The sequence below is a fragment of the Rhodanobacter sp. FW106-PBR-R2A-1-15 genome (assembly GCF_058789735.1).
The window spans coordinates 23,321-45,627 of the sequence record NZ_JBYTEM010000035.1 but is presented as its reverse complement, the minus strand read 5'-3'; the positions used below and the strand labels follow the sequence as shown (position 1 = coordinate 45,627).

Annotated in this window: 23 protein-coding genes and 1 tRNA gene; 11 read left to right on the top strand and 13 right to left on the bottom strand. The window is 65.9% G+C overall.

What is annotated here, in order from left to right; translation table 11 throughout:
* Positions 1-197: 197 nt before the first annotated feature.
* A complete protein-coding gene (locus tag AC3WTD_RS15830; RefSeq protein WP_492614353.1) occupies positions 198-881 on the top strand; it encodes a rhomboid family intramembrane serine protease in 684 nt (227 codons plus the stop codon).
* Between the two features lie 3 nt (positions 882-884).
* Here the strand turns inward: AC3WTD_RS15830 and AC3WTD_RS15825 are convergent, their stop codons facing one another.
* Positions 885-1,613, bottom strand: a complete 729-nt coding sequence (locus AC3WTD_RS15825; RefSeq protein ID WP_027491099.1) for a glutamine amidotransferase — start codon at positions 1,611-1,613, stop codon at positions 885-887.
* 31 nt (positions 1,614-1,644) lie between these two features.
* A complete protein-coding gene (gene tfpB, locus AC3WTD_RS15820) occupies positions 1,645-3,465 on the bottom strand; it encodes a type IV pilus assembly ATPase TfpB (protein WP_492614352.1) in 1,821 nt (606 codons plus the stop codon).
* Positions 3,466-3,561: 96 nt separating this feature from the next.
* On the opposite strand from tfpB, the gene glyQ reads away from it, so the two are divergent.
* Positions 3,562-4,473, top strand: a complete 912-nt coding sequence (gene glyQ / locus AC3WTD_RS15815; RefSeq protein WP_027491101.1) for a glycine--tRNA ligase subunit alpha — start codon at positions 3,562-3,564, stop codon at positions 4,471-4,473.
* Positions 4,470-6,617 carry a glycine--tRNA ligase subunit beta gene (gene glyS / locus AC3WTD_RS15810; protein ID WP_492614351.1) on the top strand — a complete coding sequence of 716 codons (2,148 nt, stop codon included), beginning with the start codon at positions 4,470-4,472 and terminating at the stop codon, positions 6,615-6,617. The genes glyQ and glyS overlap by 4 nt, the downstream gene beginning before the upstream one ends.
* A gap of 75 nt (positions 6,618-6,692) precedes the next feature.
* Here glyS and AC3WTD_RS15805 read toward each other — a convergent pair whose 3' ends face one another.
* Positions 6,693-7,241: a helix-turn-helix domain-containing protein gene (locus AC3WTD_RS15805; protein WP_081666502.1), complete on the bottom strand. Its 549-nt coding sequence runs from the start codon at positions 7,239-7,241 to the stop codon at positions 6,693-6,695.
* Positions 7,242-7,542: 301 nt separating this feature from the next.
* Here AC3WTD_RS15805 and AC3WTD_RS15800 point away from each other — a divergent pair, with 301 nt between their 5' ends.
* Both AC3WTD_RS15800 and AC3WTD_RS15795 read left to right on the top strand, forming a co-directional pair.
* The gene (locus AC3WTD_RS15800) at positions 7,543-10,563 is read left to right on the top strand and encodes a TonB-dependent receptor domain-containing protein (RefSeq protein ID WP_425504546.1); all 3,021 of its coding nucleotides are present in this window, start codon (positions 7,543-7,545) and stop codon (positions 10,561-10,563) included.
* 183 nt (positions 10,564-10,746) lie between these two features.
* Entirely contained in the window at positions 10,747-12,621 is a 1,875-nt protein-coding gene (locus AC3WTD_RS15795; protein WP_492614350.1) for an MFS transporter, read from the top strand.
* Positions 12,622-12,630: 9 nt separating this feature from the next.
* On the opposite strand, the gene AC3WTD_RS15790 is transcribed toward AC3WTD_RS15795, so the two are convergent.
* The 9 genes from AC3WTD_RS15790 to AC3WTD_RS15750 all read right to left on the bottom strand — a co-directional run bounded on the left by AC3WTD_RS15790 (position 12,631) and on the right by AC3WTD_RS15750 (position 18,448).
* A complete protein-coding gene (locus AC3WTD_RS15790) occupies positions 12,631-13,500 on the bottom strand; it encodes a regulatory signaling modulator protein AmpE (protein WP_027491106.1) in 870 nt (289 codons plus the stop codon).
* Between the two features lie 139 nt (positions 13,501-13,639).
* Positions 13,640-13,957: a hypothetical protein gene (locus tag AC3WTD_RS15785; protein WP_492614349.1), complete on the bottom strand. Its 318-nt coding sequence runs from the start codon at positions 13,955-13,957 to the stop codon at positions 13,640-13,642.
* A 385-nt stretch (positions 13,958-14,342) separates the two neighbouring features.
* Positions 14,343-15,314: an NAD(+) diphosphatase gene (nudC, locus tag AC3WTD_RS15780; RefSeq protein WP_492614348.1), complete on the bottom strand. Its 972-nt coding sequence runs from the start codon at positions 15,312-15,314 to the stop codon at positions 14,343-14,345.
* Between the two features lie 11 nt (positions 15,315-15,325).
* Positions 15,326-15,700 carry an iron-sulfur cluster insertion protein ErpA gene (gene erpA / locus AC3WTD_RS15775; protein ID WP_492614355.1) on the bottom strand — a complete coding sequence of 125 codons (375 nt, stop codon included), beginning with the start codon at positions 15,698-15,700 and terminating at the stop codon, positions 15,326-15,328.
* Between the two features lie 40 nt (positions 15,701-15,740).
* The gene (locus AC3WTD_RS15770; protein WP_492614347.1) at positions 15,741-16,169 is read right to left on the bottom strand and encodes a bactofilin family protein; all 429 of its coding nucleotides are present in this window, start codon (positions 16,167-16,169) and stop codon (positions 15,741-15,743) included.
* Positions 16,156-16,911, bottom strand: a complete 756-nt coding sequence (locus AC3WTD_RS15765) for a DUF6776 family protein (RefSeq protein ID WP_492614346.1) — start codon at positions 16,909-16,911, stop codon at positions 16,156-16,158. The genes AC3WTD_RS15770 and AC3WTD_RS15765 overlap by 14 nt, the downstream gene beginning before the upstream one ends.
* A gap of 117 nt (positions 16,912-17,028) precedes the next feature.
* The gene (gene bfr, locus AC3WTD_RS15760; protein WP_027491112.1) at positions 17,029-17,499 is read right to left on the bottom strand and encodes a bacterioferritin; all 471 of its coding nucleotides are present in this window, start codon (positions 17,497-17,499) and stop codon (positions 17,029-17,031) included.
* A 125-nt stretch (positions 17,500-17,624) separates the two neighbouring features.
* Complete coding sequence (locus AC3WTD_RS15755) at positions 17,625-17,831, bottom strand: (2Fe-2S)-binding protein (RefSeq protein WP_492614345.1); 207 nt, start codon at positions 17,829-17,831, stop codon at positions 17,625-17,627.
* 56 nt (positions 17,832-17,887) lie between these two features.
* Positions 17,888-18,448, bottom strand: a complete 561-nt coding sequence (locus AC3WTD_RS15750) for an RNA pyrophosphohydrolase (RefSeq protein WP_027491113.1) — start codon at positions 18,446-18,448, stop codon at positions 17,888-17,890.
* Positions 18,449-18,629: 181 nt separating this feature from the next.
* Here AC3WTD_RS15750 and AC3WTD_RS15745 point away from each other — a divergent pair.
* The 3 genes from AC3WTD_RS15745 (at position 18,630) to AC3WTD_RS15735 (ending at position 20,509) form a co-directional block, all read left to right on the top strand.
* Positions 18,630-18,706: transfer RNA gene (locus AC3WTD_RS15745), tRNA-Met, on the top strand.
* A 205-nt stretch (positions 18,707-18,911) separates the two neighbouring features.
* Complete coding sequence (locus AC3WTD_RS15740) at positions 18,912-20,156, top strand: tyrosine-type recombinase/integrase (RefSeq protein WP_492614344.1); 1,245 nt, start codon at positions 18,912-18,914, stop codon at positions 20,154-20,156.
* Between the two features lie 134 nt (positions 20,157-20,290).
* A complete protein-coding gene (locus AC3WTD_RS15735) occupies positions 20,291-20,509 on the top strand; it encodes a hypothetical protein (protein ID WP_492614343.1) in 219 nt (72 codons plus the stop codon).
* A gap of 255 nt (positions 20,510-20,764) precedes the next feature.
* On the opposite strand, the gene AC3WTD_RS15730 is transcribed toward AC3WTD_RS15735, so the two are convergent.
* A complete protein-coding gene (locus AC3WTD_RS15730) occupies positions 20,765-20,920 on the bottom strand; it encodes a M48 metallopeptidase family protein (RefSeq protein ID WP_492614354.1) in 156 nt (51 codons plus the stop codon).
* Positions 20,921-21,150: 230 nt separating this feature from the next.
* Between AC3WTD_RS15730 and AC3WTD_RS15725 the strand changes: the two genes are divergently transcribed.
* The 3 genes from AC3WTD_RS15725 to queD all read left to right on the top strand — a co-directional run bounded on the left by AC3WTD_RS15725 (position 21,151) and on the right by queD (position 22,297).
* Positions 21,151-21,411, top strand: coding sequence for a YlcI/YnfO family protein (locus AC3WTD_RS15725; protein ID WP_492614342.1), 261 nt, complete (start codon positions 21,151-21,153; stop codon positions 21,409-21,411).
* Complete coding sequence (locus tag AC3WTD_RS15720; RefSeq protein ID WP_492614341.1) at positions 21,408-21,707, top strand: type II toxin-antitoxin system RelE/ParE family toxin; 300 nt, start codon at positions 21,408-21,410, stop codon at positions 21,705-21,707. The genes AC3WTD_RS15725 and AC3WTD_RS15720 overlap by 4 nt, the downstream gene beginning before the upstream one ends.
* A gap of 227 nt (positions 21,708-21,934) precedes the next feature.
* Entirely contained in the window at positions 21,935-22,297 is a 363-nt protein-coding gene (gene queD / locus AC3WTD_RS15715; protein ID WP_027491146.1) for a 6-carboxytetrahydropterin synthase QueD, read from the top strand.
* The last annotated feature ends 10 nt before the right edge of the window (positions 22,298-22,307 follow it).

Here is a 22,307-nt window from a genome sequence, read left to right as displayed (position 1 = left end):
TGCGACCTGCAACAGCTCGCTGCCTGGGGCTTTTTCCTGGAAGGCCTCCCCCTCCGGGGTGGCCTTCGCTTTTTGGGCGGGCGGTGAACCTTCGACGCCTCAGCTTCACCGTGTCTTGATTGCCGACCATGGGCGCATTCCCTTATCGCCTATGATGTCGGAACGCCGCGATCCGGCGCATGCCTGGGGAGCGGCCCTTGTTTGTCCACGTCGAAACGCGTCGCCGACCCCGATGGCACTGGGCAACCCTGTTGGTGGTGACGGTCTGCGTGGCCTGCTTCGTGGGCCTGGCGCTGATACCGGTCACGCAGCGGGTTTCCCTGTTGCTGGAATGGGGCACGGTGCCGGCGAATATTTTCGATCCGCATGAGGCGCTGTTGCCGCAGCTGACTGATCCGGCCCTGCTGCGTCTGTTCACGGCGCTGTTCATCCACGTGACCTGGCTGCATCTGCTGAGCAACCTGCTGTTCCTGGTGATTTTTGGCCTGCCGGGCGAGCGCGCGCTGGGGTCGTTGCGGTTCCTGCTGCTGTTTGTGGTCGGCGGGGTCGTGGCGAACCTGATCGGCGCGTTGTCCCTGACGGGCGTGCGCCTGCCCATCATCGGCTGCAGCGGCGCGGTATCGGCGGTGGTCGGTACGTACGTGGCGTTGTTTCCGCGTGCACGGCTCGGCCTGGTGCTGCCGCTGGGGCTTTACCTGGAATTCGTGCGGGTGCCGGCCTTCCTGCTGATCGGGCTGTGGGTACTGCTGCAGTTGCTGTTCAGTTATGCAGGGCCGAGCTACGGCGCCTATGTGTGGTGGGCACACATCGGCGGCTTTCTGTTCGGCGTGGTGTTCGCGCTGTTTTCTCGCGATGCGATTGCCCGGCGCCTGAGCGGTTGAAGCTCAGCCCGCGATAGTGGTCCAGCGGTGGTCGCGCGAGAAGTGGCGCAGCAGCCGGCGGGCGGTGGGCGTGGCGGCAACCGCGCCGAAGATTTCCTGCGGGTTCGCGCCTTCGCGCTGCAGGTCGGCATGCTTGCGCCGGATGTAGGCGCGCATCACCTCGGCGTTGAACTCCGGGTGGAACTGTGCGCTGACTGCATGCGGCCCGTAGCGCAGCAGCTGGTGCGGATCCCGCGCCGAGCGGGCCAGTACCGTGGCCTCCGCCGGCGGTTCGATCACGCTTTGCTCGTGGGTGGTGTGCGCGCGAAAACTGGCTGACAGTGCGGGCGCTAGCGGGTCGTGTGCGGCGAGGGCCGTCAGCGCAATCGTCTGGGTGCCGATCTCGCGCCCGCCCGGCAGGTAGTCGACGCGCCCGCCAAGCGCATGAGCCATCAGCTGGTGGCCGTAGCAGACGCCGAAAAGCGGCAGCTCCGCATCCATCGCATCGCGGATCCACCCGGCCGTGTGCTCGCTCCACGACTCGCGCGCGGTGACCATGGCGGCCGAACCGGTGATGATGGCGCCGGCCACTTCGTGGGGCGGCGGCAGCGCTTCACCGACCGCGACGTCGACGATCCGCAGCTGCTGCGGATGCAGCCCGGCACCGAGGCGGAACCAGTGCGGGAAATCGCCATGGCGGGCGCGGATGGGTTCCGGCGCACGGCCGGTGCGGATGATCAGGACGGGTTTCATGCGGAGGGTCAATGGCGGCATCGGGACGTCTTTACGGCTGTGCATCGTCGAGCGCGTCGATCGGTGGAAGCACGGTGAGGACTTCCTGTGCGGTGGTCAGTCCGGCGGCGACCTGGTCGGCAGCCGAGATGCGCAGCGGGCGCATGCCTTCGGACAGCGCTGCCTGCCCGAACCGGCCGAGGTCGAGCTGGGCCGAAACCATGCCGCGCAGGCGTGGCGAGAGCTTCAGCATCTCGTAGATGCCGGTGCGTCCGAGAAAGCCGGTATGGCGGCACTCCAGGCAGCCGACCGGCTGGAATACCTTCTGTGGCACCGGCACGTCCCAGCCATGGGTGAGTACGGTCCAGGCCTGCGGATCCTGCCTGGCCACCTGCTTGCAGTGCGGGCACAGCGTGCGCACCAGCCGCTGCGCCACCACGCCGGTCAGGGTGGACTGGATCAGGTAGTGCGGCACGCCAAGGTCGAGCAGGCGGGTGACCGCACTCGGGGCATCGTTGGTATGCAGCGTCGACAGCACCAGGTGGCCGGTGAGCGAGGCTTGCACCGCCACCTGCGCGGTTTCCAGGTCGCGGATCTCGCCGATCATGATGATGTCCGGGTCCTGCCGCAGCAACGTGCGCACGCCGGCGGCGAAATCCAGCTCGATCGCTGCGTGCACCTGCATCTGGTTGAACTCCGGTGAGACCATCTCGATCGGGTCTTCCACCGTGCACACGTTGAGCTCCGGCGTGGCCAGGTGCTTCAGCGTGGAGTACAGCGTGGTGGTCTTGCCTGAGCCGGTGGGCCCGGTAACCAGCACGATGCCGTGCGGGCGCTCGACCATGCCGCGCCAGTGGGCGGCTTCGTTGGCGGAGAAGCCGAGCTGGGCGAAATCCTTCACCACCAGGTCGGGGTCGAAGATACGCATCACCACCTTCTCGCCGAACGCGGTGGGCATGTTGGAGATGCGCAGTTCCACCTCGCGCCCGCCGGAGGAGCGGGTCTTGATGCGGCCGTCCTGCGGGCGACGTTTCTCGGCCACGTCCATGCGGGCGAGGATCTTGATGCGCGCGGTCACCGCCGTCATCACCGGCGAGGGCAGTTCGAACACCTTCTGCATGGCGCCGTCGATGCGGAAGCGGATGTGCCCGGTCTCGCGGCGTGGCTCCAGGTGGATGTCCGAGGCGCGCTGCTCGAATGCGTACTGCAGCAGCCAGTCGACGATGTGCACCACGTGGCGATCGTCGGCGCCTACCTCGCCGCTCTTGCCCAGTTCGACCAGCTGCTCGAAGTTGAGGATGGCAGAAGACGTGTCGCCGCCGCTCTTGGCGTCCTGCGCCAGCTGGATCGAGCGCTGGACGCCGTAGAACTCCTGCAGGTAGCGGTTGATGTCGATCGGGCTGGCCACCACGCGCTTGACGTCCCGCCGCAGCATCTGCGCCAGGTCGGGCGCCCAGCCGGCCTCGAACGGCTCGCAGGTGGCGAACGTCACCTCGCCCGGGGCAGCCGCGATTGGCAGGATGCGGTGGCGCTTCGCGTAAGCATGGCTCACCACCTGGGTTGCGGCGGCCACGTTGATCTTCATCGGATCGATCTTCAGATACGGCAACCCGGCGTGGCCGGCCAGCCACTCGGTCAGGCCTTCCAGGCTCAGTGGCCGGCCCGGATCGTGCTGGTTCGCCAGCCTCGCGTTCGCGATCAGCACTAGCGGGTGCAGTTCGACCGTACTGCGGCCGGCTGGGACGCCCATGCGCACCTGCTTGGCGTCGTCGGCCAGCAGATAACCATCGACCACCAGCGTGGCCAGCAGTTCATCCAGCCCGAGCCGGCCGCGGCGGCCGAGCAGGGATGCGATTTGCGGTGAAGCGGCCATCCGGGTGTGTCCCTTCAATGCGCATTCCAGCCGGAATCCGGCGGAAAAGCACGCTGCAGCTATACTAACGCGCTTTACCCAAGGTCACGGAAAACCATGTCCGCACGCACCTTCCAGGATGTGATCCAGACCCTCAACCGCTACTGGGCGGCGCAGGGCTGTGTGCTGCTGCAGCCGCTCGACACCGAGGTCGGCGCCGGCACCTTCCACCCCGCCACCTTCCTGCGCGCGCTCGGCCCCGAGCCCTGGGCCGCCGCCTACGTGCAGCCCTCGCGCCGGCCCACCGACGGTCGCTACGGCGAGAACCCGAACCGCCTGCAGCATTACTACCAATACCAGGTGGTGATGAAGCCCAATCCCGAGAACATCCTCGATCTCTACATCGATTCGCTGAAGGAATTGGGCCTCGATCCGCTGGTGCACGACCTGCGTTTCGTCGAGGACAACTGGGAGTCGCCCACGCTCGGCGCTTGGGGTCTCGGCTGGGAGGTCTGGTTGAACGGCATGGAAGTCACCCAGTTCACCTACTTCCAGCAGGCCGGCGGCCTCGAATGCCGCCCGGTGACCGGCGAGATCACCTATGGCCTGGAGCGCCTGGCGATGTACCTGCAGAATGTGGACAACGTCTACGACCTGGTCTGGACCGAAGGCCCGTACGGCACCGTCACCTACGGCGACGTGTACCACCAGAACGAGGTGGAGCAGAGCACCTACAACTTCGAGCATGCCAACGTGCCCGAGCTGCTGCACTGGTTCGACGTGTGCGAGGCCACGGCCAACCAGTTGGTCGCGGCGAATCTGCCGCTGCCGGCGTACGAGCAGGTGATGAAGGCCAGCCATACCTTCAACCTGCTCGACGCGCGCCGCGCGATCAGCGTCACCGAGCGTCAGCGCTACATCCTGCGCGTGCGTACGCTGTCGCGCAGCGTGGCCGAGACCTACGTGGCGCAGCGCGAGAAGCTCGGTTTCCCGGGGTTGAGGAACGTTTTCAGGGAGCGGGCCGCATGAGCGCCGCCAAGTCACTGCTAGTCGAACTGGGCACCGAGGAACTACCGCCGAAGGCACTGGACGAGCTGTCCGCGGCCTTCCTGCGCGGCATCTGCGACGGCCTGGCCAAACGCGGTATCGAGGCCGGACTCGACCTGGCCCAGGCTTACGCCTCGCCGCGTCGTCTGGCCGCCTACATCCCGGCCGTGGCCGCTGCGCAGCCGCCGCAGTCGCTGGAGCGGCGAGGGCCGGCGCTGAACGCCGCGCTCGATGCCGAGGGCCGGCCGTCGAAGGCGCTGCTCGGCTTCGCGCAGTCCTGCGGCGTCAGCGTCGAACAGCTGGAGAAGCTGGAGACCGACAAGGGCGGCTGGTATGTCTGGCGCGCGGTCAAGCCGGGCCAGCCGGTGGCGGCGCTGCTACCGGAAATCGTCGACGAGGCGCTGAAGACGCTGCCGATCCCGCGGCCGATGCGCTGGGCCGACCACGACTACAGCTTCGTGCGCCCGGCGCACTGGCTGGTGATCCTGCACGGCGCCGACATCATCGACGGCAGCGTGCTGGGCCTGACCAGCGGCCGCAAGTCGCGCGGCCACCGCTTCATGCACCCGCAACCGGTGCACCTGGCCGACGCCGACGGCTGGCTGGATGCGATGCGCGCCTGCAACGTGCTGGCCGATCCGCGCGAGCGACGCCAGCGCATCCGCGAGCAGATCGGCCTGGCCGCGGCGGTCACCGGCGGCGTGCCGCGGTTCGACGAGGCGCTGCTCGACGAGCTGGCCAACCTCACCGAGTGGCCGGTGGCGATCGCCTGCACGTTCGAGCGCGAGTTCCTCGGCGTGCCGCCGGAAGCGCTGGTGACCACCATGGTGGCGAACCAGAAGTTCGTGCCGGTGTTCGACGCCGAGGGCAAGCTGACCGAGCATTTCATCGGCATCGCCAATATCGAGAGCCGGAACCCGGCCGAGATCCGCAAGGGTTACGAGCGGGTGATCCGGCCGCGCTTCGCCGACGCCAAGTTCTTCTGGGATGAAGACCTGAAGACGCCGCTGGCGAGTTATCAGGAGCAGCTCAAGGGCGTCACTTACCAGCAGGCGCTAGGCAGTCTGTGGGACAAGAGCGTGCGCGTCGCCGAACTGGCGCGGGTGGCCGCGAACCGGGTCGGCGTCGATGCCGCTGCCGCCACCCGCGCGGCGAGCCTGAGCAAGTGCGACCTGCTGACCCGCATGGTGGGCGAGTTTCCCGAATTGCAGGGCGTGATGGGCCGCTACTACGCCAGCCACGACGGCGAGATGGCGGCAGTGGCCGAGGCGTTGGACAGCTACTACCAGCCGCGCTTCGGCGGCGACGCGATCGCCGCCGACCGGCTTGGCCAGGTACTGGCCGTGGCCGAACGGCTCGACACCCTGGCCGGCATCTTCGCCGTCGGCATGAAGCCCGGCGGCAACAAGGACCCGTTCGCCCTGCGCCGTGCCGCGCTGGGCCTGGCGCGGACCCTGATCGAGGGCGGTCTGGAACTGGACTTGCGCGCCAGCTTCATCGAAGCGCTCGAGCTGCTGCCGGATACGGCACTGGCCGCGGGACTGAAGCCGGGCAAGGACGGCAAGCCGCCGGCCTTGAACGCAGGCCAGCGCCGCGCGATCCTGACCGACGAGCTGTATGACTTCGTGTTCGACCGCCTACGCGGATACTACGCCGAGCAGGGTTTCGACAACGCCCAGTTCGAGGCGGTGCTGGCGGTGCAGCCGGTCAGCCTGGCCGATTTCGACCGCCGTCTGCGCGCAGTGGCCGAATTCGGCCGCCGTCCGGAAGCCACCAGCCTGGCGGCGGCCAACAAGCGGGTCGCCAACATCCTGCGCAAGCAGGCCGAGGAGGCCGACGCGCCTCCGGTCGGGCGAACCGTCGACCCGACGCATTTCGAGGCGGATGCGGAGCGCGACCTGGCCGACGCACTGGTCTCGGCTCGGCAGGACAATGCCGCCGCGCTGGTCGCCGGCGATTACACCGCGGTGCTGGCGCGGCTGTCACAACTGCAGGCCGTGGTGGATGCCTTCTTCGACAGCGTGCTGGTGAACGCCGCCGATCCGGCCGTGCGGGCCAACCGGCTGGCCCTGCTGGGCCAGTTGAAAGCCCAGTTCGGAGCCGTCGCCGACATCGCCCTGCTTTGACTACCGGCACAAGAAAACGTGGCAACCCCGCACGGGCTGCCACGCTTTCATTGTCGCCACCGGGCGTTGGACCGGTCAGGCCGTATTGCGTTGCTGGCGGATCCGCTCGGCGAGACGCTGGTTGAAAGTCACCATGGCCAGCGGGTCCACGTGGGAGCCGCCGGGGCCGAGCATTTCGTAGAGCTGGCTGAGCAGGTCGGTGTTGTCGGACAACGAAAGGCGGCTGTCGGCCAGGCTCAGTTCCGACTGCAGCATGCGTACGGCAGTATCCAGCCGCTGTGCATCCACCGTGGTGGCGGCAGCCAGGTGGCGGTGCACCGGGGCCGGATGGGCGTGGTGGCGGTGCGGTGTAGCTTCTTCCGAGCTGTACTGCTCATCCATGCCGGTGGGCGTGGGGTCCACCTGCAGCGTGCCCTCCCCGGCCACCAGCCAGACCAGCGAGATGCCCAGCGTCTTGGCCAGTGTCACGCATCGTGCGCGCGACGGATCGGTGTTGCCATCGCGCCAGCTGCGTACCACGCCTTCCGAGAAGCCGCACATTCGGGCGATCTCGGTGGCGCTTCCCACACGCTGGATCAGCAACTTGATGCGTTCGGCGAAGGTTTCTGCGGTTTGCGGAGCCATGGGGGTTTGCATGTCCATAGGAAGTACCGCCGTGGGTGAGGGCTAGCGTAAGTTTATGCCGCAAGTCAAGCGAAGAACACCGAAACAGAATGTTAGGGAAGTGTTGACCCACGCGTTTTCTTGAACTAACGTCGCAACAACTTACGTGAGCCGTCTGCGTAGGAAACCTAGTCTAAATCATGTGTGTCGGCACGGGCTTGCATAGTTTCCTGGATGCCGCCTTTGGATGCCACGAACACACAAAAAGTTTCTTGTGCCCGGATGACTCGGGCCAAACCATGGGGAGTCACTACTGATGAATTTGCGTAGAAATTCCAAGACGGGGCAACTGCAGCGCACTGCACTCGCTCTGGCGCTGGGCTTGGGCTTCAGCGGTCTGGCCTTCGGTCAGGCGACCACCGGCAGCATCTTCGGCCAGGCGCCAGCTGCATCCGGTGAGACCGTCACGGTAAGTGGCTCCACCGGTATTACCCGCGAGGTTGCTGTTGACAGCAGCGGACGCTACCGCATCACGAATCTTCCGCTCGGCACCTACACGGTCACCCTCAAGAAGGACGGCGTGGCGGTCGACTCGCGTGACAATGTCAACCTTGTGGTTGGCGCTGGTACGGCGGTGTCCTTTGCAAGTGCGGAAAACGCTCAGAACCTGGGCGCGGTGACGGTTCAGGCCAATGCGCTTCCCGTGATCGATGTCTCCTCGGTTGATTCGCGCACGGTCATCACCGCCCAGGAACTGGCCAAGCTGCCGCTCGGCCGCACCGCCGAGTCGATCGCCCTGCTGGCTCCGGGCGCGGTCGCCGGTAACGGTGCCTTTGGTCGGACGGTTTCGTTCGGCGGTGCCGGCGTCACCGAAAATGCGTACTACATCAACGGCTTCAACACGACCGATCCGTTGAAGGCTCTGGGTGGCGTTGGCCTGCCGTATGGCTCGATCGACCAGCAGGAAACCTACACCGGTGGCTACAGCGCCATGTATGGTCGTTCGGACGGCGGCGTGATCAGCCAGGTCGGCAAGCGCGGTACCAACGAGTGGCATTTCGGTGCGCAGGTGACTTGGTCGCCCAAGTCGCTGGCCAATGATCCGGAAAGCATCTACTACCCGAACAACCAGCTGCCGTCGGGCTATGTCTATAACAACCCGAACCTGCCGGGCACGATCTACCGCAACCGCAAGAACAATACCAGCTGGGATACCACCTATTCGGTCTATGCCGGTGGTCCGCTGATCCGCGATCGCCTGTACATGTTCGTGTCGGCCGAGTCCGAAAAGCAGCAGGGTACGAGCACCTCGACCTCCGACGCTGGCGCGCCAGCGGTCAACAAGTACAAATACAGCCTGCCCAAGCTGTACACCAAGTTCGACTGGAACATCAACGACAGCAACATCCTGGAATACACCCACATCAAGAGCAACACGTCCTACAGCGGCGACCTGTATAGCTACAGCTATGCCACGGGCATGCACAGCGCCGGGATCACGGGCCATCCGACCTCGACCAAGGATGCCAACAGGTACGATATCGCCAAGTACACCGGTTACATCACCGATGACCTGACGCTGTCGGTGACTTACGGCAAGAGCAAGACCGAGAACTACACCGTCATCCCGGGGCTCAGCGCCACACTGCCGTTCCTCTCGGGCGTGACCAACCAGAATCCGGCCATCACCGGCGGTACCCCGATCCGCAACGGTGTTACGAGTTACGCGACCACCACCCCGGATGCGGGCAGCAAGACGCGCGGCCTGCGCGCCGACTTGGAATACCAGTTGGGTGATCACCACCTTGCCCTTGGTATCGACAACCAGTCTTACTTCGCCCACAACCAGGGCCGGGACATGGGTGGTCCGGGTTATATCTGGATCTACAGCAAGACCGGCAAGCCCACCAGGGCGATCAACCCAACCCTCGGCGTCGGTGCTCCGGGCGGCAATGGCTACTACGTCCAGAAGTACATCTTCAAGACCACCACCAGCATGTCGGTCAAGCAGAAGGCGTTCTATCTGGAAGATCGCTGGCAGATCAGCGACAACGTGATGCTCAGCCTGGGCGTGCGCAACGACCACTTCACCAACTACAACAGCGCAGCCAAGCCGTACGTCGATCAGAAGAACCAGTGGGCACCGCGTCTGGGCGCCAGCTGGGACGTGTTCGGGGACTCCTCGTTCAAGGTTTACGGCAATCTTGGTCGCTACTTCCTCGCGTTGCCCAACAGTGTGGCCATTCGTGGCGCCTCTGCCTCCACTTACACGCGTGAGTATTCCACCTACACCGGTATCGACCCGGTGACTGGCGCCCCGACCGGCCTGACCGCACTGGGTCCGGGCCCGGTGTCTGCCAATGGCGAATACGGTATCGCACCGGACAACAAGACCTTCGCCCCGACCGATCTGAAGTCGCAGTACCAGGATGAAGCCATTCTCGGTTTCGACAAGACGCTGGGCTCGGATTGGGCCTATGGCGCGAAGGCAACCTACCGCGAGCTGCAGTCCGCGATCGATGACATCTGCGACGGTGGCAAGATCGAAAGCAAGCTGATCGCGCAGGGCGTCAACACCTCCACGCTCGACATCCACAGCTGCTACATCTTCAACCCGGGCCGCACCAACAACTTCCTGCTCAACGACTCGAACGGCGGCTACAAGAGCGTCCAGATGTCGCAGGCTGACTGGGGCTTCAACCAGGGTGCCAAGCGCAAGTACTACGCGCTCGACATGTACCTGGAACATCCGTTCAACGGCAAGTGGCAGGCGCGTGTGGACTACACGTTCTCGCGCAGCTGGGGCAACACCGAGGGTCAGGTGCGTTCCGATCTGGGCCAGGATGACGTGTCCAAGACGGAAGACTGGGATGCAGCTGAGCTGATGATTGCCAGCGGTGGCCTGATGGCGAACAACCGTCGGCACCAGTTGAAGATCCGCGGCAGCTACCAGATCACGCCGGAATGGCTGGTCTCCGCTGCAGCGCGGATCCAGTCGGGTACGCCGAAGAACTGCCTGGGTTATTTCGGTCCGAACCAGACCGATCCGATCGGCTACGGTGGTGATTACCACTTCTGCTTCGGCAAGGCCAGCGGTCCGGGAGCTGCGGGTAATACGCCGTGGACGGAGAAGGTCGATCTGGCGGTGACTTATCGTCCGGCGTTCGCCGACCACAAGCTGGGCTTCTCGCTCAACGCCTTCAACGTGCTCAATCAGCGTCGGGTAACCAATACGGTCCCGCGGTCGCAGACCAATGTGGGCACGGTCTCGAACACCTATGGTATCGGCACCTACTTCCAGGAGCCGCGTTACGTGCGTCTCTCCATGACGTATGACTACTAAGCAATACGTACAAAGGGATGAGCATGCTGCTCTGATGCTCTGAACTTGCCTTGAAGAAATGCCACCCTTGATGGGTGGCGTTTTTTTGTGTCTGGTTGTGTCCGCAAGTCATACGCGGCAATACTTGCCGGATCCCCTCGCACGCTCCACGGTGGGCGTGACGATACCAACCCAGGCCATCGCATGAGCCAATTCGCATTGCTGGGCAAGCGCCACTTCGCGCCGTTTTTCTGGACCCAGGCGCTGGGGGCGTTCAACGACAATGCGTTCCGCAATGCGCTGGTGATGCTGGTGGCGTTCCAGATGGGGTTGGGCGATCGCACGGTATCGCTGTACACCAACCTGGCGCCGGCGCTGTTCATCATCCCGTTCTTCCTGTTCTCCGCCACCGCCGGGCAATTGGCCGAGAAGTACGAGAAGAGCCGGATCATCCGTTACGTGAAGTTGTTCGAGATCGGCGCGATGGCGCTGGCTGCGTACGGCTTCTATACCCACCACGCCACGCTGCTGCTGATCGTGTTGTTCATGATGGGCATGCACTCGGCCATGTTCGGACCGATCAAGTACGCGATCCTGCCGCAGGCGCTGAAGCCGGCCGAACTGGTCGGCGGCAACGGGCTGGTGGAGATGGGTACGCAGATGGCGATGCTGGTCGGCATGATCGCCGGCAATTCGTTGATGCTGGTGGCTGGCGTGGGGCCGCTGCTGGCGGCCGGCGCGACCATCGCGGTGGCGGTGGCTGGCTATCTGGCCTCTCGCCGCATCCCGCTGGCACCGGCCACTGCGCCGGAACTGAAGTTCAACTGGAACCCGTTCAGCGAGACCGCGCGGGTGCTGGCGATCACCCGCGCCGATCGCCCGGTGTTCAACGCGGTGCTGGGCATCTCGTGGTTCTGGTTCTTCGGCACGGTGCTGATCGCGCAGCTGCCGATCTACACGCGCGAGACGCTGGGTGGCGATGGTTCGGTCAATACCTTGGTGCTCACCCTGTTTTCGATCGGCACCGGCGTCGGCGCGCTGCTGTGCGAGAAACTGTCGGGTCGGCGGGTGGAGATCGGCCTGGTGCCACTGGGCGCGTTCGGGCTGACCGCGTTCGGGATGGACCTGTACCTCGCGCGGCACGGCGTTGCGCCGGTGCGCGGGCTGGATTGGCTGGCCTTGCTGCAGGCGGCGGGCAGCTGGCGCGTCATGCTCGACCTCACCCTGATCGGTGTGTTCGCCGGCCTCTACGTGGTGCCGCTGTTCGCCTACGTGCAGGCGCGAGCGCCGCGCGAGAAGCTGTCGCGGATCATCGCCGGCACCAACATCCTGAACGCGCTGCTGATCGTGCTGGCCGCCGGCTTCGGCCTGGGGCTGGGCGCGCTGGGGCTGGATGCGCCGCAGATCTTCCTGGCTGCCGCCCTGCTCAATGTGCTGGTGGCCTGGTACATCTTCACCCTGGTGCCCGAGTTCGTGATGCGTTTCATCACCTGGGTGCTGGTGAACACGCTGTACCGGGTGCGCGCCGACGGTGCCGAACAGATTCCCGAGGAAGGGTCGGCGCTGCTGGTCTGCAACCACGTCAGCTACATGGACCCGCTGCTGCTGATGGCGAAGCTGCGCCGGCCAGTGCGCTTCGTGATGTACTACAAGATCTTCAACATCCCGCTGCTCAGCTTCGTGTTCCGCACCGCCAGGGCGATCCCGATCGCCGGGCACAAGGAAGATCCGGCGGTGCTGCAGCAAGCCTACGACGCGATCGACGCCGCGCTGGCCGCCGGCGAGGTGGTGTGCATCTTCCCGGAAGGCGGCCTGACCACCGATGGCGAGATCGCGCCGTTCCGGCCCGGCGTGGAAAAGATCCTGGCGCGGCGGCCGGTACCGGTGGTGCCGATGGCGCTGCGCGGCCTGTGGGGCAGCGTGTGGAGTCGGCGCGATTCGATGCTTCATCGCGCGCGCCTGCCGCGCCGGTTCCGGGCGCGGGTGGAACTGGTGGTGGACGCACCGCAAGCGCCGGCGCAGGTCTCGGCGGCGACGCTGGAGGCGCGGGTGCGCGAGTTGCGCGGAGAACGGGCCTGACCGGCCGACTCAGCCGATCCAGCCGCCGACCACCACCAGCGCCACCACGCTGAGCCACGCCAGCAGCGCGCGCAGCAGGGCGCTGCGCAGGCGTCGCAATTCGGCCAGCGGATCGCTGTGCTCTTCGGCGTAACCGTCGCCGGCCTCGATGTCGATCAGCACGTCGGCCTGCGCCGCGGCGCCCAGGAAGCCCGGGCCGGTCGCGTACCAGCCGGTCGAGGCGGCCTGGTTATGCCAGCGTCGCCAGGCGCCGATCACCGCCTCCCAGTGGCCGACCACGGCCAGGGTGAAAGTCAGCAGCTGCGCGGGCAGCCAGTCCAGCGCGTTGGCCACGTAGCCGGCAGCGCGGCGGCTGTCCGCGTCAAGCCGCAGCGTGTCGTCGCGGCCCAGCGTCTGCGCCAGTCGGTACGCCAGCGCGCCGGTCGGGCCGAGCAGGAAGAACCACAACAGCACGGCAAAGCGTCGGCGCAGCGCGGCATAGGCGATCGCTTCGCCCAGCGCCGGTGCGTTCCAGGCAATCGGCTGACCGCCATCAGCCAGCGCCTGCGCCGCGGTTTCGCGGCTGGCGCCGTCCGGGGCATCCAGGATCGCCTCCAGGTCGGCCTCGAACTCGCGCGGACCGAGGCAGTACAGCAGCACCACCAGCGCAAACAGCAACGGCAGCAGTGCGCCCAGCGGCGAATGCCCAAGCAGCCACTCCAGCAACGCGCACAGCACCAGCGGCAACAGCAGGGCCAGCGCCACGCGGCCACCGCCGCTGGTATCCGCCAGTTGCGCCACCCAGCGGCGAAACAGGCCATCGCCGCGCCAGCGTGCCAGTTGCGGCATCACGTGCAACAGGCCGAGGGCGACGAGGGCAACCAGCAGACGGATGGCCATGATGAAAGGGCTCGCGGACAGTGGCTGCCATTGTAAGAGCCCGCCCGCGATCGCCAAGTGCCGGCCCGGTGTCGCGCAGCGACGTCAATCGTCGCGGGTCGCGCGGCGGGAGATCGCGTCGATGGTGGGGTCGATGGCATCATGCTCCCCCCCGCGGGCCGCAACCGTCAGCGTCGAGCGCACGTTCCACCAGCTGGCGCGTGACGAACTGGTTGGCGCTGCGCTCCATCTTCATGCGTTCGTACTTGCAGCGGCTGGCGGTGGTCATCGCTTGCACCAGCTGCCGCAGGCTCGGTGCGGTGCGCAGCGGGATGCCGGTACGTGATGGCGCGTCCGAACCCGGCAGGCGCACACGTGGCACCCACCGCATCGCGCCCGCGCCGGCGAGGGTGGTGGGGTAGTCGCCGGGACGGTTCGGCGCGATGGCTGGCGCAACGGCTGGCGCAACGGCGAGCATTGCCGCGTGCGGGCGTGGTGCGACGTCTGCAGGCAACGTGCGTGCGGGGTTTGCCGCCTGTGCCGACCGGGAATGCCTGGGTGATGGCGAACGCGGGCTCGCGGCTCGCCGCTTGCCGGGCCGCGCGAGCAAGTGGAGTTGCATCGCCGCGCAGGAGGGTAGTGGTCGGCCGATACGGCGGCGCCGGGCGCAGCAGCAGCGCCAGGGTGAACAGATGCAGCGCGGCGACGCCGCCGAGAATCGCTCCGTGGCGCCATGCGGCCCGCCAGCGGCGCGCACGCGATGGGTCACCGGTATGGGCAGTGTGCTTCCGTGCGGCATGGCCGATCCCTGGCGGCGGATACGGCAAAGACCGGTGGATCGACGTGAAGTTCGCGCCGCTGGATCAGCCTGGCGTGGCGGCGGTCAGCGCGTCCAGCTCCAGTCCGGCCCGCTGCCGCAGCCAGTGCGCGAGCAGCTGGTAGGACACCGACAAGCGCGTCGACGGCAGGAAGCTGCCGTCGGCGATGCCGTCAACGATCTGCGCCGGGGTGAACCAGCGCGCGTCTTCCAGTTCATGGTCGCGCATGCGGATCTGCCGTGACACGGCGGTGGCGATGAAGCCGACCATCAGCGAGGCGGGCATCGGCCACGGCTGCGAGGAGTGGTAGCGCACCTGGTCGACGATCACTCCGGCCTCCTCGGCCACCTCGCGGCGCACCGCGTCCTCCAGTGCCTCGCCCGGTTCGACGAAGCCGGCCAGCGTGGAGTAGCGCCCCGGCGGCCAGCCGGCCTGGCGGCCGAGCAGGCAGGCACCGTCGTGCTCGACCAGCATGATCACGGCGGCGTCGGTGCGCGGGAAGTGCAGCCGCGCGCACTCCGCATTGGTGCATTGCGCGCGGTGGCCGGCGGCAACCAGCAGCAGCGGCGCGCCGCAGTGGGTGCAGAAGCGCGTCTCGCGTTGCCAGTGCGACAGGCCCTTGGCATAGGCGAACAGGCTGGCCTCGTCGGCCGCCAGCTGCAGGCCGGCACTGCGCAGGCTCATGCGGCGGGCGTCGAGCGCGTGCTCCAGCTCGCCCATGCGGGCAGGGTCGTCCGCCACCAGCAGGAAGTGCGGGCGTTCGTACGCCATGCCGAGCAGGCTGGCGCGCAGGTCACCGAGCCATTGCTCGCGTTCGTTCGCGTCGAGCCAGCGCAGCGCGTCGCGGTCGCGGTGCAGAAAGGCCTCGCCGGCACCGTCCAGCAGCAGGTAGCGTGCCTGCGGCGAGCGCGCCTGTTCGACGATCCATGCCGATTTGTCGCGCAACTCGGCGACGCGGTCGAGCACCAGGCTGAGCCCGGCGAAAGTGTTCAGTGGAGGCTGGACGGCCCGGTCCATCGGCGCCGTCCTCAGGCCGAGAACGAGGAGCCGCAGCCGCAGGTGGTCTTGGCGTTCGGGTTGCTGATCACGAACTGCGCGCCGCTGAGGTTCTCGGCGTAGTCGATCTGCGCGCCGCCGAGGTACTGCAGCGAGAGCGGGTCGCACAGCAAGGTCACGCCGTCGCGCTCGATCGCCAGGTCGTCCTCGGCCTGGGCCTCGTCGAAGGTGAAGCCGTACTGGAAGCCCGAGCAGCCGCCGCCGGAGATGTACACGCGCAGCTTCAGCGCCGGGTTGCCTTCCTCGGCAATCAGCTCATGCACCTTGTGCGCGGCGGCGGCGGTGAACACCAGCGGGGCGCCGCTGCTGCGGTAATCGGGAATAGCGGCAAAAGTTTCCATGGGCATCTGGGTGGGGGCGAACGGAGCTGTAGTCAAGCATACCGCGTCAGGCCGACACAGCCTCATCCAGGATGGCGTCCGGCGCCGGCAATTCGCGTGGAGCCTCCCCGGCCTGACGCGAGATGCGCCCGTTGACCTGCGCGCCGGCGGCCATTTCCAGCGTGTGATAGCGCAGGTCGCCGTCGATGTGCGCCTGCGGCGCCAGCTCCAGCCGCACGCTGACGTTGACGTCGCCGGTGACGTGGCCGTTGATCACCGCTTGCGGCACGTGGATCTCGCCGTGCACCTGGCCGTGCTCGCTGAGCGTGAATACGGCATCGTCGCCTTCGCCCAGCACGCTGCCCTCGATGCGACCGTCCAGGTGCAAGGCGCCACTGAAGCGCAGGTCGCCGCGGATCACCGTGCCGCGGGCGATCAGGCTGGTTTCGTTGCTCTGTTTGCGATCGTTGCGATCGCTGCGTCTACGGTTGAGCATCGCGGTCCCCTTCGGTGTTGGTGATGTTTCCGCTCAGGGCGGCGCCCCAGGCGACGGCACGGTTGACCGGCTCGCCTTCGGCAGGTTGAAGGCTGATGCGCAGTCGCGTCGGGTGGAAATCCGCCGGCAGCACGATGGTGCCGTGCAACTGCTGGAAATAGGCGAAGCGGAATGGCAGGCCATCCTTCTGTGCGGCATCGCCCAGCACCGGCCACTCCAGCCGGGTGACCTGGTTGCCGCGCAGGCCTTCCACGCTGAGCAGCACGTTGCCGGAAATCTCCTCGCCGCGCTTCGCGTTCTGGGTCAGGCTGAGGCTGACGTTCCAGCCGCGCGAGCCCACGATCGGCAGCAACTTCACTTCCTGCAGCTTCAGACCCTGCCGCTGGGCGTCACCGCCCACCAGGCGTGAATAGAATCCGAGGTCGGCGCGCAGCCCGTTCAGCTCCTCCTCGCGTTGTGCCAGGGTGCCGCGCAGCGAGCGGGTGGCGACATCGTTGACCTGGGCCGCGCGCTGCAGGTTCGCCACCTGCTGCTTCAGAGCGTCGATCTGCGCCAGCAGGGCGTTTTGCTGACGATGGTCCACGGCGACCGGCGCGGTCGCCCGCCCCACGAGCGCACCAACGACCAGGCCCGCCACCAGCAGGCTGCCGAGCCAGGCCAGGCCCAGCCACAGCAGGCGCCGGCGCCGACCGGCGTCGTCGTGCCGGCGCACGATGAAGCGCGGAGGTGGTCGTGAAGCCATGCGGCGCGTTCCGGCGAAAGTCAGAGGTATAGCGCCGGGGTGACGAAAGCGTCAAGGAACGGCGGCACGCTTCGGCACGCCGCAGTGCGCCGGCTGAAGGCCGCCAGGCCGCGCGATTCAGCCCCCCATCTTGCTCTGCAGGTAGCGCTCGGCGCCGATGTCCTTGACCAGGCTGAACTGGGTTTCCAGCCAGTCGATGTGTTCTTCCTCGTCGTGCAGGATGTCCTTGAACAGGCTGCGGCTGACGTAGTCGGCAACGCCCTCGCTGTACGCGATCGCCTCGCGCAGATCCTTCGCCGCGGCCAGTTCCAGGTCCAGGTCACCCTGCAGCGATTCCAGCGCATTCTCGCCGATGCGCAGCTTGCCCAGGTGCTGCAGGTTCGGCAGGCCATCGAGGAACAGGATGCGCTCGATCAGGTGATCGGCGTGCTTCATCTCCTCGATCGACTCCTTGTATTCGTGCTCGGCCAGCTCGGTATAGCCCCAGTTCTTGAGCATCCGGCTGTGCAGGAAATACTGGTTGATCGCGGTCAGCTCGTTGTAGAGCACCTTGTTGAGGAACTCGATGACCTTCGCATCACCTTTCATGACTTCCACTCCGATCGAAGACAACGCGAACTATACAAACTTCGCGTGTGATCGGTGGCAACGCGCATGGCAACGATCCGCCGCTGCAGAGTCCAGGACTCTACACGGGGCAGGGGAAACGGAGCTCAGGCCGCGGCGAGCGGCAGCTGGCAGGTGACCTGCAGCAAGGCCTGGTCGAACGTGGCGCGCGCTTCCCGCTCGCAGCAGCCGCAACAGTCCGAGCAGCCGGTTCGGGCCTGCAGTTCGGCAAAGGTGCGCACGCCATCGGCCGCCTCGCGGCGGATGGTGTGATCGGTGACGGCGTTGCACATGCAGATATACATGCCGCGCATTGGAACGCGAATGCGAATGATTGTCAACAATCAGCCGGTCGGCTGCGACCATTCGCTCAGGCGGCGGCACGTCCGTCGCGGGGGCCGGTGGGCGGGTTTCCGGTCCCCTCGCGCGGCGGCAGGCTGCCCAACTGCACGCCGAACAGGTCCTCGACCAGCGGTGCGAAGTGGCGCAGCGCCCGCTCATAGACCTGCCGTTTGAAGTTGACCACGTGTGCGGCGGGGTACCAGAAGTCGACCCAGCGCCACAGGTCGAACTCCGGCTTGTCGCAGGCATCCAGGTTCAGCGCCTCCTCGTCGCCGACCAGCTTGAGCAGGAACCAGACCTGCTTCTGGCCGATGCAGGTCGGCCGCTGATGCCGGCGCACGTAGCGCTCCGGCAACCGGTAGCGCAGCCAGCCATGAGTGGCGCAGATCACCTCGACGTGGTGCGCGGCCAGCCCGGTCTCCTCTTCCAGCTCGCGGTACATCGCCTCCAGCGGCGTTTCGTCCGTGCGCATCCCGCCCTGCGGGAACTGCCAGCCGTCACGATTGACCCGGCGCGCCCAGAACAGCTGGCCGGCTGCATTGAGCAGCACGATGCCAACGTTCGGACGATAGCCATCTACATCAATCATGTCGCCTCCTGGGGCCGATCGGCGCGGTATTGCCGGCAAGACCGCAGCGAGGCCCTGGCGTCGATTCAACCACAGCGTGCGAAGCAGCGGCAAGCGGCGGGCTTGAACCGGCGAGGCTACACGACTAAACTGCCGCGCCCCGCCCGCATCGTCCCGATGCCGGCACGGCGGGTTCCCTCAAGGCTATGTAGCTCAGCCGGTTAGAGCACAGCACTCATAATGCTGGGGTCGGTGGTTCGAGTCCACCCATAGCCACCAATGACCTGTTTCAAGGCACCCCGGCAAGACCCAAGAATCCTTCAAAACCCGCATAACAGCGGGTTTTTTGTGCCTATACATCCCGGCGGTACCCATTGAAGCCCACCCGCTCTGGGGGTAGTCTCGGGGGTAGTTGACGGTTTTTGGGGTATTCCCATCCAAAAAACACCCCCAGCCATCCACTGACTCTTTTGGAGCACAGGGCATGGCCACCGGTACCAGCAAACTCACTGATCTGAAATGCAAGAGCGCCCCGCCGGGCAAGCACTTCGACGGTGGCGGATTGTTCCTGCATGTCACCGAGGCCGGTCGCTACTGGCGTTTGAAGTACCGCTATGCCGGCAAGGAGAAGCTGCTGGCGCTTGGCGTCTACCCCGAAGTCACCCTGAGCAAGGCGCGTCTTCGCCGCGACGAGGCGCGCGCGCTGGTGCTGGATTCTCGTGACCCCGGCGCCGAACGGCAGGCCGACAAGCTCCGCGCCAAGGCCGCGGCTGACAACACCTTCGAAACGGTGGCACGCGAGTGGCTAGAGCTAAAGGCTCATGAGTGGACACCGCGGCAGCATGACAAGGAGCGCGATCGGCTGGAGAACCACGCTCTACCGTGGATCGGCCGCTTGCCGATTGCGGACATCGGAGTACCGGAAATTCGACCCTTGCTGGCGCGAGTGGTCAAGCGTGGACACGTGGAGCAGTCGCATCGGTTGCGGCACCAGTTGAGCCGGATCTTCAGGTTTGCCGTGGCGACCGAACGCGCGACGCGCGACCCCGCAGCAGATCTGCGCGACACCCTGCCTGCGCGCCAGAAGAAGAACTTCCCGACGATTACCGATCCCAAGCAGGTCGCCGAGCTGCTGCGGGCCATTGATGCTTACAGCGGCACCCTTGAAGTGTCCTGTGCCCTGAAGCTGGTACCGCTGTGGTTCTGTCGACCGGGCGAGATCCGCTTGGCGGAATGGACGCACTTCGATATGGACGGCGAACATCCGACCTACACCGTGCCACCTTCGAACCGGAAGCTGCGCAAGGCCGAAAAGGAAAACCCGAACACCCCGCCACACATCGTGCCGCTGTCCAGGCAGGCGCTCGCCGTGCTGCGGGATCTGCATCCGCTTACCGGCCGTGGTCGTTACCTGTTCCCCGGCGCACGGACCCCCAGTCGGCCGATGTCCGACGGCGCGGTGAACATGGCGCTGGCGCGCATGGGCTACAAAGGCGTGCTCACTGGCCACGGTTTCCGCCACATGGCGCGCACGCTGCTCGGCGAGCTGGGCTGGAATCCCGAAGCACTGGAACGGCAGCTCTCACACAAGGAGCCTGGCGTCGCGGGCATCTACAACAAGGCGCAGCACCTGCCCGAGCGGCGGAAGATCATGCAGGCCTGGGCTGACTATCTTGATGGACTTCGCGCTGGCGACGAGGTGGTGCCGATCAGACGCGAGCGCGCTTGACTCGAAGCGCACGAAGCCCGCCAGGAAGGCCCTGCAGAGCAGGATTGAGCGGGCACCCGAACAGGACCGGAATGCCCCACGAGCGGGCTTCGCGCCGACCGATGTTATCAGCGACTGCTCACTCGGAGACACTCATGCCTGTTTCAATTGATCCGAAGCGCTCGCAACCACCTCTTGCAAAGAGGGAGGTTTATCGCCTGACCGATGCCGAAATCGGGGAGCTGCGGGAAAAATCCCGGAAGTCGGGCGAGTGGGCTAGGGAGCAGCTGGCGATCGACCCGGAACTGAAGCATCTGGGGCCACCAGGCGGCTGGCCGGATACTGAAGCCATGGACGAGCAGTCGCAGAGCTAAGGGAACCTGAGCCTCCGCACCCATCAGCCGGCTAGATTGGTCGCCGCATCCTCAAGCGCTACGCTGCCCACACGGTGCCATCGCGCACCAGAGGGTGACTTCCGGTATGCGACCGATAATGAACGTTGCGAGCTATGGGCATCATGTCGCGTAACATGAAAATTGATGTCAAGGCCGTGCTTGCGCGCGTGCTGCAAGAAGGCCCCGACGGCCTGCTTACGCGTGGCGAAGCCGCGGCACTGATCGCTTCGCGCATTAGGGATTCGCGTGATTCAGAGAGAGCAGCTTGTTGTTCAAGCTGATACGACCGCGAACGCTGCAACTGCCCCAGCGGGTACGCTGGCCCTTGATCGCTGCATCGGTGTAGCGCAGACCGGTATCGTTCGATAAGCGCGCCCATGGATCCGCGATGCATGGAAGTGCGTTCCATCGTGGGCGGCAACCCGATCGGAAGGATCAGGCTAGGGCTATTCCAGCAATCCTCCGCTGACGCCTGTCCGCTGCATTCGACTGGGCGAGCTGGAACTCCTAGCCTGAGCTTGGCTGGAAACATCTGCCGCGGAGGGGTGAAGCTTGTGCCCGATGGTTGCTCGGGTTTGTGTTAGCTTTTGCATCGCAAATGCAATGCAAGAGGTGTGCCCATGAAAACCGCGTCCATGCCATCGCTGCGAGTCGAGCCTGAACTGCGCCAGGCGGCCGAGGCCGTGCTGCGCGAGGGGGAGAGCCTGTCCAGCTTCATGGAACAATCCCTGCGTGATGAGGTGAGCCGGCGCCAGCAACAGCGTGAGTTCGTTGCGCGGGGGCTGGCCGCGCGCGACGAGGCGCGCCGCACGGGCGAGTATTTTGAGGCCGACGCGGTGCATGCCGAACTGCGCGAGATGCTGGCCAAGGCCAGGTCGTGAGTTGGCGCGTCCGCTATACGCGGGCAGCGCGCGACGACCTCAGGCGGCTGTACGGCTTCCTGGTGGAACAGGATGTCGAGGCGGCGGAGCGGGCGCTGGAGGCCATCGATCAAGCGATGGGGTTGTTGTGCTTGTTTCCCTTCACGTGCCGCAAGGCCGGCCCGGACAACCCTTTCTTGCGCGAGCTGCTGGTGTCGTTCGGTGCATCCGGTTACGTGGCTTTGTACGAGATAGAGGGGGACCAGATCGTGACCATCCTTGCTGTCCGCCACCAGCGCGAGGACGACTATCACTGAGCGCATGCATCGCCGCTGGATGCGGCCTTCCGAAGGTATCGGATACAATGATCAAGTGCGGCGAGGCAGCAAGCACCACCTGGGGGTATTTCTGGGGGTAGTTTTTGAATCGCCGAGCTATAGGTCAAGCATTCACAAGGCTTGGCGGCATCTATTCGGATGCGCCCATGACCAGGTCGTGTGTTTTCCCGCCGGTCCACCATCGTCACCACGCGCAGGCGTCCGCCATGCATATCTTCAAGGTGTTCCAGATCGAGGCGGCGCACCGGCTACCGAATGTGCCGGCGGGACACAAGTGCGCGCGGCTGCACGGGCATTCGTTTCGGGTCGAGATCCACGTAACCGGGGAGCCGGACCCGCAGTTGGGCTGGGTGATGGACTTTGCCGACGTGAAGGCGGCCTTCGCGCCGCTGTTCGACCAGCTCGATCATCACTACCTCAACGAGATCGAAGGGCTTGAGAACCCGACCAGCGAGATGCTGGCGCGCTGGATCTGGCGGCGGCTGCAGCCGCGCCTGACGGGGCTGGACAAGGTGGTAGTGCATGAAACCTGCACTTCCGGGGCGAGTTGCAGTCGCGACAGCTTTTGACGCGTCGCAG